Source organism: Nocardia amikacinitolerans NBRC 108937 (assembly GCF_001612615.1).
Lineage (GTDB): Bacteria > Actinomycetota > Actinomycetes > Mycobacteriales > Mycobacteriaceae > Nocardia > Nocardia amikacinitolerans.
On record NZ_BDAU01000068.1, the window covers coordinates 1 to 8,281 of the forward strand.

Sequence of the window (8,281 nt, forward strand, 5' to 3'; positions counted from 1 at the left end):
GTCAGGCCCGGCCCACGCGGCCAGCGACAGCACCCAGCCGGCCGAACCAATCCGGTGACCCGTCAGGTGGGGTGCGGCCCGCGCGAACGACCCGCCTTGTCCTGGTACATGGCGGTATCCACCGCGTGCATGAGCGCGTCGATCGCGTTCGGCCGGTCGACCGCGTACACGGTGCCGACGCTGGCGCCGATGTGCACGGGATGCCCGGCCACCCGCAACGGCATCGCCAGCGCGGCGCGCAGCTCGTCCGCGACCGCCGCCAGCTGCGGTTCTCCCGCGCAGTGCTCGATCAGCACGATGAACTCGTCGCCGCCGATGCGGGCCGCGAGTCCGGCGCGCGGTTCGGCGGCGGCGCGCAGGCGCTGGGCCACCTCGTGCAGCACGCGATCACCTACGGTGTGCCCCCACTCGTCGTTGACGGCCTTGAAGCCGTCCAGGTCCAGGTAGCACAGGCCGATCGGCGGCGCGGCGGTCGCGAGCCGGTCGAAGAAGAGCAGCCGGTTGGGCAGGCCGGTCAGGTCGTCGTGGTGGGCGTCGTGCCAGAGCTGGTCGGCGAGCTGTTTGCGTTCGGTGACGTCGACGGCCACGCCGATCAGGAATTGGATCCGCCCGTCCGCGTCGCGCACGGCCGACATCGACAGGTCGATGTGGGCGAGTCCGCCGTCCGGGCGCACGTGCGGGGTCTCCAAGCGGAACCGATCGGTTTCGCCGACCAGCATGCGCCGGAACTGGCCGTAGGCGTGGCCGATGTTGGCGGGTCCGAGCAGGTCCGCCACCGACCGCCCTGGCATCTGTTCCAGTGGCAGACCGAGCATCTCGGCGAAGGCTGCGTTCACCGCGAGGACGTGTCCGCTGACGTCGACGGTGCCGATGCCGACCGACGCGCCCGTGAACACGGCCTCGAATCTGGCTTCCGACAGCTGCCGCCGCACCTCGGCGTCCCGTGCCGCGGCCAGCGCCGCGCCGAGGGTCGACTCCTGTTCGACCAGCGCGGCGGCGCGCAACGCTCCGGTGCAGCCCGCGGCGAACTCGGCTGCCACGGCGACGGCGCGATCGCGCACCCGTTCGTAGTCCGGGGTGCCGGGCGAACAGATCTCCTCGACCATGTCGCGGCAGATCACCTCGATCGAACGGCTGACGACGAGCGGGTCGCGATAGTTCGCGGCGACCAGTACGACCGCCGCGTCGTGCGCGTTGCGCAGGTCGGCGTCGCCGCGGAGGGTGGCGACGAGGAGCTCGGCGAGATCGGCGAGCATCGCCTCGGTCTCGGTCCGCGTGAGCGTGGGGGCGACGACGCCGTCGAGCGCGTCCGCCCATCGCAACGCCAGATCCCGCAGACCCACTACTCTTTCCGCCTCAGCCTTTGCGACCCACGCCCGCCAAGCCGAGCGACCGGCCGGGCGCCTCGTGGTGATCGCGCTCGGATTCCGGGCGCCAGGCGGGTAGCTCGACCACGCCCGGTTCCACCAGGTCCCATCCGTCGAACATAGCCGTGATCGCCGCGGCGGGGCGGAAATAGACACCGACCTTGCTCTGCTGGGCGGCGTTGACACCGAGCTGGGCGGCGTCCTCGGGCCTCAGCTCGGAGGTGAGGTGCGAGATCGCCAGGTAGGAACCGCTCGGTACGGCGTCGCGCACCGCGGCCACCCGCTCGGCGGGCGCGTCGTCGTCGGAGAGCAGGTGCAGCACCGCGACCATCAGAACACCGACCGGCTGCTCGAAGTCGATCAAACCGCTCGCGCGGACTTTTCCGAGCAGTTCCTCGGGCTTGCGCAGATCGGCCTCGATCGCCGCGGCGCGGTCGTTGCCGCTCAGGATCGCCTTCGAGTGCGCGACGGCGACGGGGTCGATATCGGCGTAGAGCACGCGGATCTCGGGGTCGAGTTTCTGGGCGACCTCGTGCACGTTGCCCGCCGTGGGTATACCCGAGCCGATGTCCAGGAACTGGCGGATGCCCGCGTCGACCAGGAAGCGCACCGCCCTGCGCAGGAACGCCCGGTTGCTCAGGGCGACTCGCGGCAGGTCGGGAACCAGCTGCTTGCCGAGTTCGGCGGCCTTGCGGTCGACATCGAAATTGTGCGAGCCCCCGAGCAAGGCGTCGTACATCCGTGCCGGGCTCGCCTGTTGCATATCTACGCCCTCGGGCGCCCACGCCGGCCTGTCCATCGAATACCCCTTTGTGTCGGGCCTTCCGAGTAACCGGAAGGCGCGCACCGCGCGGATGTTTCGGTCGATCACCCGAGAGGTGCGTCCGCATCGTAACCGCAGGTCCGAACGACAGTGCACCGCAGAAGATCACAGTTGCGCACCACGGTGGCGCGACCGGGAGCGGGTACCCGCGCAGCAACCCTTCTACACCTACCGATGCAGACATGCGCATGTCTGCAAGGTAGGTTAGGCTATGCGCCGGCAGCCGTCCGAAACGGAAGGAACGTTCGACCATGGGAGATCAGTGCGGGTCGCCGCGCCCGACGAACATCGCGGCGGAAGAGCGCGAACGCGCCGGGGATCGTCGGCACTCCCATGATCACAGCCACGATCACGGCAACGGGCACCACCACGATCACGGCGTGTCCGCCGACTCCGACCCGCGCTGGCTGAGCATCGCGCTGGCACTGATCGTCGCGTTCATGGCGGCGGAGGTGGTGGTCGGTCTGCTCGCACACTCGCTGGCACTGATCACCGACGCCGCGCACATGCTCACCGACGCCGCATCGATCGTGCTCGCGCTGATCGCCATCCGACTGTCCAAGCGGCCCGCGCGCGGGCAGTACACCTACGGGTACAAGCGCGCCGAGATCCTGTCGGCGCAGGCCAATGGCATCACCCTGCTGCTGCTCGCGGCGTGGTTCGTCTACGAGGGCGTCAGCCGGCTGATCCATCCGCCGGACGTGGAAGGCCCGCTGGTGTTCTTCACCGCGCTGGTCGGCATCGTCGTCAACATCGTCGCCGCGTGGTGCATCAGCCGAGCCAACCGCACAAGCCTCAACGTCGAAGGCGCCTTCCAGCACATCCTCAACGACCTGTATGCGTTCATCGGCACGGCCATCGCGGGCGCGGTGGTGTGGTTGGCGGGCTACCCGCGCGCCGACGCCATCGCCGCCCTCGTGGTCGCCGCGCTGATGGTGAAGGCCGGGTGGGCGCTGGTCCGCGAATCAGGGCGGATCTTCCTGGAGGCCGCACCCGCCCACCTCGACCCCGACGCCATCGGCGCCCGCATCGTCACCCTTCCGCAGGTCACCGAGGTGCACGATCTGCACGTGTGGGTGATCACCTCGGGCGAGCCGTCGCTGTCGGCGCACATCTTGGTCGACGATCGCGCCGACTGCCACGCCGTGCGGTTGGACATCGAGCGGGTGCTGCTCGCGGAATTCGGGTTGGAGCACACGACGTTGCAGGTCGACCATGTGTCGGAGTTGGACGCGGTGGCGGCGGATCTGCATTGCGCGGAGCCGCACGGGCGGGTGCATCGGTCTCGAGGCGGTCGACGTCAGTGGTCGGGTAGCCAGTTCCCGTGAAACCCCGTCGGAATACGGACGGGCAGGTGCACTTCCGCGATCGGTCGGGCGGCCGGGTCGGCGGCGTCGAGGATCGCCAGGTAGCTGGTGCCTCGGGAGCGGTCGTGGACGAAAGTCATCAAGTATCCGTCGTCGCTGTCCGCCGCGCCGGGGCGTGCGACGAAAGCCGCTTCACCGCAGGTGTGTCCGGCGGGCAGTCGGTGCGCTCGGCGCGAGACTTCTCCGGTGAAGTCGTACCGGTAGATTTCCGAATGATTCGGTTCGGCCTCCATCGAGAAGCTGGTGACGTACCCGAAGCGGTTGTACTGTCCGACATCGGCATCGGCGACTCGCGGGTATTCGATCGCCGCGTCGTCGAGTGGTTGCTCGGTGGCGGTGCCCGTGCGTAAGTCGAGCCGCCAGCGGTGTAAGCGCGGGAGTCCACCACCGACGTCGTCGGGACCACCTCGCCACAGCGTAGGCACCCGGCAGCCGGTGATCGTGACCGCGCCGTCCGCCTCGAAAGCGTTCATGGTGTGCCACACGTAGCAAGGTTCGACGTCGAACCACCGCACTCGCCCGCCTTCTCTGCGCATGACGCCGAACCGGGCGCCGTGCCGGTCGTCCCATCGCCAAGGCATCCGAGAGGCGGCGCGGTCGAACACCACAGGAAGGTCCATGAAGATCGCGTAGGTTTCGGTGATGGCGAAGTCGTGCATCATCGTCGCGCGCGGGACGGGCACCACCTGCGCTTGGAGCAGCTCGCCGGTCGCCGCGGCGCGGTAATAGGTCAGATACGGCGGACGCTGTTGGACACCGAAGAACAACAACTCCCCGGTCCTCGGGCAGATCTTGGGATGCGCGGCCATCGGGGTGTGCAGGGCGTCGGCGAAGGTGAATGGTCCCACCGTCTCCAGCTCCGGCGTGATCTCATACGGGAATCCGCCCTCCTCGAGTGCCAGCAACCGACCCGCATGCGCGACCACGTGGGTGTTGGCCGTGCTGACTCGGTAGTCCACGGTTCCGCTGTCGCGGTCGACCGCCAGGGCGAGCCGGGACTGCCCCGGATGTGCGAACAAGGGGGTTCGCACGTACCGATTGCGGTACCAGCGAGCACGTCCGTCCCGCAACGCCACCGCGTGGACCATGCCGTCGCCGGAGAAATAGTGCGGCGACCAACCGGTGCGCGGGTTGGGCCCATTACGCAGGTACACCCCGTTCAGGTCTTCGGGAATCGCTCCGACAACCATGGCCGGTTCCACCGTCACCTCCTCGGCGATCGGCGCGTTGTTTCCCGAAAGATGCAGGGGCGCATCGGCATTGTGCGCGGTCGACATGAGGGGTTCTCCTCTTCGCTTGATGAGCCGCCCCAGCATGCGGTGACAATTCGTGAAGAAACAGTCTTGTTCTTGCCGCCCGCGTCAGCCGGTTCGAGAACGCGCAGCACAACGCGGTGCGAGAGATTTCGGATCGCCATCGCGCTGATTGCTCGGCAGAGCGGTTTTGCGACACTCCAGAGATGGCGGCTCGAATCCGCGACGGGTAGCCGGACATCTATCAGTCTGCCGGAACGGATGGTGTCGCTCGCACCGCTTGTCGGCCGTTACGCCGCGCCGTCCAATCGGCGGGCGAGGTTGCGCAGTGCCGCGTCGGCTCGTCTGCGCATCGTCCGCCGAGCGAGCGGTAGCGCGATCAATCGGACAGCTGGGTTGTCGGTGCGGCTGAACATGCGCCAGTGGATCGTGCAGGTCTCGGGTCCGGTGCTTTCGAAGTCTATTTCCATGCGCGGCAACAGAAATGGCATGTTTCCTTCGGTGACAAGGCGACGTGGCGGACTGGCTTCTTCCACTCGAATCAAGACCCGCCGACGTCCACGCAAAGGCACCGCGACCGTCTCTAGGTACTGCTTGCCTGGCTCGTCGAACGGCAGATCATTGTGCGCGGTGATACCGAGTACGCCGGGGAACCAGTCCGCGAAGTTCTCCAGATCGGCGGCATAGGCGAACGCCCGCGCACACGAACAGGACACGGTGGTCTCGGCGCTGGCCAGCAGGTACATATCGAACTCCTCGAGGTAGTGCTGGCCGAAGGCTAAAGTGTCGAGGTAGGTCTACAGTCAAGTGAGAAGCCCTGATGCGGATCGGCGAACTGGAAACACGCACCGGCGTGGGCAGGCACACCTTGCGCTACTACGAACGCCAAGGGCTGCTCGGCGACGTGCACCGCTCCAGCAACAACTACCGGGAGTACCCCGAGTCCCTCGTCGGGGAAGTGCGGCTACTGCGCAGCATGCAGTCGCTGGGCTTCTCGCTCAACGAGATTCGCCAGATCCTCGAGGGAATACGTAGCCGCGACATCGACTGCGCCGACGGCGCTCGCTTGCTGGCCGACAAGCGAGTCCGCGTAGAAGAGCAGATCACCGCTCTACGAGAAGTGAGCCGCGTACTCGCCCGAGAACAGCAACGCCTCGAGGCCAATGCACGCCACCGTGGCAAACTGCCCAGATAACCGCGGGAGAGGTAAGCCGGGGGATCACGGTTCAGCGTGGAGCGGACACCCGCGGCTCGGTGCGCTCATCCCGAATCGCTTCCCCCACTTCCTCCACCGCGGTGCGCAGCATCGTGCCGTACTGGTCCTCGCCGAGCGCGTGCAGGCATCCGCGGGCGGCCTCGATCTGCTGCCGGGCGGCTTCGAAGGAGCCGAGGCGGCGGTAGTTGTCGGCGAGGTTCAGGTGCAGGGAGGGGTAGAAGCCGCGGACCTCGAGCCCCGCGTTGTAGCGGCGGACGCGTTCGTCGGTGAGGCTGTCGGCGGCGTCGAGCGCGCGGATGTCCCAGGTGAGGGCCTGTGCGGCGTCGTCGTGCAGGTCGGCGAGGTAGTGCGCGAGGGTGCAGCGGTGCAGGGGATCGCCCTGCGGTCCGAGGTCGGCCCAGAGCTCGGTCAGCATGGTGCGGGCAGCATCGCGGTCTCCCGCGCGGCCGAGCTCGACAGCGCGGGTGATGGCTTCCATGGTGGTGTCGGTCTGATCGGTCATCGGGTGTGGTTCTCCGTGCTCGGAACGAATGTGGGCATGACGAGAGTGGTGAGATCACCGTCGGTCGCCGACCGGACAACGACGGGCTGGTCGGCCGCGGCGAGATCGAACATCAGGTCCGGCCCGAGCGCACTCGCCACAGCGGAGCGCAACACTTCGGACCGGAACGCGAGTTCCATCGGTCCTCCGGTGACAACAGCGGGTAACCGAGTGACGGTGATGATCCCCGCTGCTGCGAGGCCGGACTGGTCGGTGGCGCGCGCGATGACGTCAGATGAACCGGCGACACCGGTGGGCGGCCGGGTTTCCGTGGCGGCAGCCGCGACCGCGAGGTTGGAGCCGTCCATGGCGCACGAGGTGGCGTCAGCAGAGTCGGCGGCTACGGCAGGCGAAAGGGCATCCGTGGCGGTAGATGACACCTCGAGACCGGACGGGTCGATGGTGCACACCACGGTGTCGTCCGCCGTCTCCAGCAGCTCGAGCAGGGCGGCGCGGGCTACCAGCATCCGGGTCCGGACCGGTGGTAGTCCGTCGAGGACCGCGCGGTAGTCGGGGAAGGGTTGCTCGATTCCGTTGCAGCGGTGCTCGATTTCTCCGCAGACGAAGGCGATACCGGAGTCGCTCGGCGCGAGGACCACTTCCTCGATCGAGTCCAGCCATGGGCGCAGCGGCGCGAGCGTCGCGGCTTCGACTACCACCGACCACTCCTCGCCGCCGTCCCGCAGCGGTGCGAGGGTGCGTGTCGAAAGCCGGTAGCGGTCGGTGGCAGTGAGGGTGAGTGCGGTCGAATCCGCTTCCACCAGCACCCCCGTGAGCACCGGCACGGTGTCATCGATCGCTGCGGCCGTGCCGACTTGCCCGATGGCGCGCGCCAGATCCGCCGCGGGTACCGCGATGCCGCGCCCGGCGCCGAGGGCACGCTTGACCTGCGCCGCCACCCGAGCGGCAGCGTCGGCCCGGCGCGCGAGCTCGGCGACGTGCGCGTCGAGCAACCGTTCGGCGCGGCTCGGGTCACCCGCCAACACCTCGGTGATCGCCTCCAACGACAGCTCGATGCCCCGCAGCCGCCGAATCAGCACTGCCCGCTCACACTGCGAGCGCGTGTAGTACCGGTATCCGGTCACCGAGTCGACCTCGGCGGGCACCAGCAGTCCGCAGTCGCCGTAGAACCGCAGAGCGCTCGCCGTCAGCCCGCTGGCCCGCGCCAACGCTCCGATGGTGATCAACTCCTCGACCCTGGAACTCCGCACCGAGCCATCATGGAGTCTCAACCAACATGAAGGTCAACCGTGTCGGCTACGGGGCGGCAGGCGGGCGGGCCAGTGGGTCTGGGCTGACGGCGGGTGCCCAGCGCGAGACATTGCAGCATTCGGCATGACAGGTAAGCGGCAGTCGCATGGGGCCAGTGCGTGCGTCTGGCGGGCGTTGGGTGACTCTTGCGACGCATCAGCAGCGTTCGGTCTCGAGCGGAAAGGAGAGCGCGGTCGGTGGGCGTCGGTGAGCCGGGTGGTTCGGTACGGCTGGATCGCGTGTGGGGTTGCGTTGGGGACGTGATGCCCAGGGGTTGGCGGGTCCGAATAGCTGGCCTACCCATGTTTTCCTCTGAGCGGTGCTGGGCGCGTTGGGTGCCGTACCGGCTTACCTCCCGAAGTTGGCGGAGGTGGGTTCAAGTTCCGGCGTGGTCGACCGGCTGTGGTTGCGTTTCAGATTGGTCGTGTTGGGGTTGTCGTCGTTGCGTGTGTCTAGGGGGCTT

General features: G+C 68.0%; 8 protein-coding genes. 2 read left to right on the forward strand and 6 right to left on the reverse strand.

Features of this window, described 5'->3' with window-relative positions:
• Positions 1 to 62: 62 nt before the first annotated feature.
• Positions 63 to 1,343 carry a sensor domain-containing diguanylate cyclase gene (locus NAM01S_RS32290; RefSeq protein WP_067792864.1) on the reverse strand — a complete coding sequence of 427 codons (1,281 nt, stop codon included), beginning with the start codon at positions 1,341 to 1,343 and terminating at the stop codon, positions 63 to 65.
• 13 nt (positions 1,344 to 1,356) lie between these two features.
• Positions 1,357 to 2,166, reverse strand: coding sequence for an SAM-dependent methyltransferase (locus NAM01S_RS32295; RefSeq protein ID WP_067792881.1), 810 nt, complete (start codon positions 2,164 to 2,166; stop codon positions 1,357 to 1,359).
• A 404-nt stretch (positions 2,167 to 2,570) separates the two neighbouring features.
• Here NAM01S_RS32295 and NAM01S_RS32300 point away from each other — a divergent pair, with 404 nt between their 5' ends.
• Positions 2,571 to 3,518 carry a cation diffusion facilitator family transporter gene (locus NAM01S_RS32300; RefSeq protein WP_253783684.1) on the forward strand — a complete coding sequence of 316 codons (948 nt, stop codon included), beginning with the start codon at positions 2,571 to 2,573 and terminating at the stop codon, positions 3,516 to 3,518.
• Here the strand turns inward: NAM01S_RS32300 and NAM01S_RS32305 are convergent.
• Positions 3,491 to 4,834, reverse strand: a complete 1,344-nt coding sequence (locus NAM01S_RS32305) for a carotenoid oxygenase family protein (protein ID WP_067792867.1) — start codon at positions 4,832 to 4,834, stop codon at positions 3,491 to 3,493. The two genes, NAM01S_RS32300 and NAM01S_RS32305, sit on opposite strands and share 28 nt — an antisense overlap.
• A gap of 266 nt (positions 4,835 to 5,100) precedes the next feature.
• Positions 5,101 to 5,556 carry an SRPBCC family protein gene (locus tag NAM01S_RS32310; protein WP_067792870.1) on the reverse strand — a complete coding sequence of 152 codons (456 nt, stop codon included), beginning with the start codon at positions 5,554 to 5,556 and terminating at the stop codon, positions 5,101 to 5,103.
• 74 nt (positions 5,557 to 5,630) lie between these two features.
• Between NAM01S_RS32310 and NAM01S_RS32315 the strand changes: the two genes are divergently transcribed.
• Positions 5,631 to 6,005 carry a MerR family transcriptional regulator gene (locus NAM01S_RS32315; RefSeq protein WP_067792872.1) on the forward strand — a complete coding sequence of 125 codons (375 nt, stop codon included), beginning with the start codon at positions 5,631 to 5,633 and terminating at the stop codon, positions 6,003 to 6,005.
• A gap of 31 nt (positions 6,006 to 6,036) precedes the next feature.
• Here the strand turns inward: NAM01S_RS32315 and NAM01S_RS32320 are convergent, their stop codons facing one another.
• Positions 6,037 to 6,528 carry a hypothetical protein gene (locus NAM01S_RS32320; protein WP_067792875.1) on the reverse strand — a complete coding sequence of 164 codons (492 nt, stop codon included), beginning with the start codon at positions 6,526 to 6,528 and terminating at the stop codon, positions 6,037 to 6,039.
• Positions 6,525 to 7,778, reverse strand: a complete 1,254-nt coding sequence (locus NAM01S_RS32325; RefSeq protein ID WP_169810935.1) for a DNA polymerase III subunit beta family protein — start codon at positions 7,776 to 7,778, stop codon at positions 6,525 to 6,527. Before NAM01S_RS32325 ends, NAM01S_RS32320 begins: the two co-directional genes overlap by 4 nt.
• Positions 7,779 to 8,281: the final 503 nt, after the last annotated feature.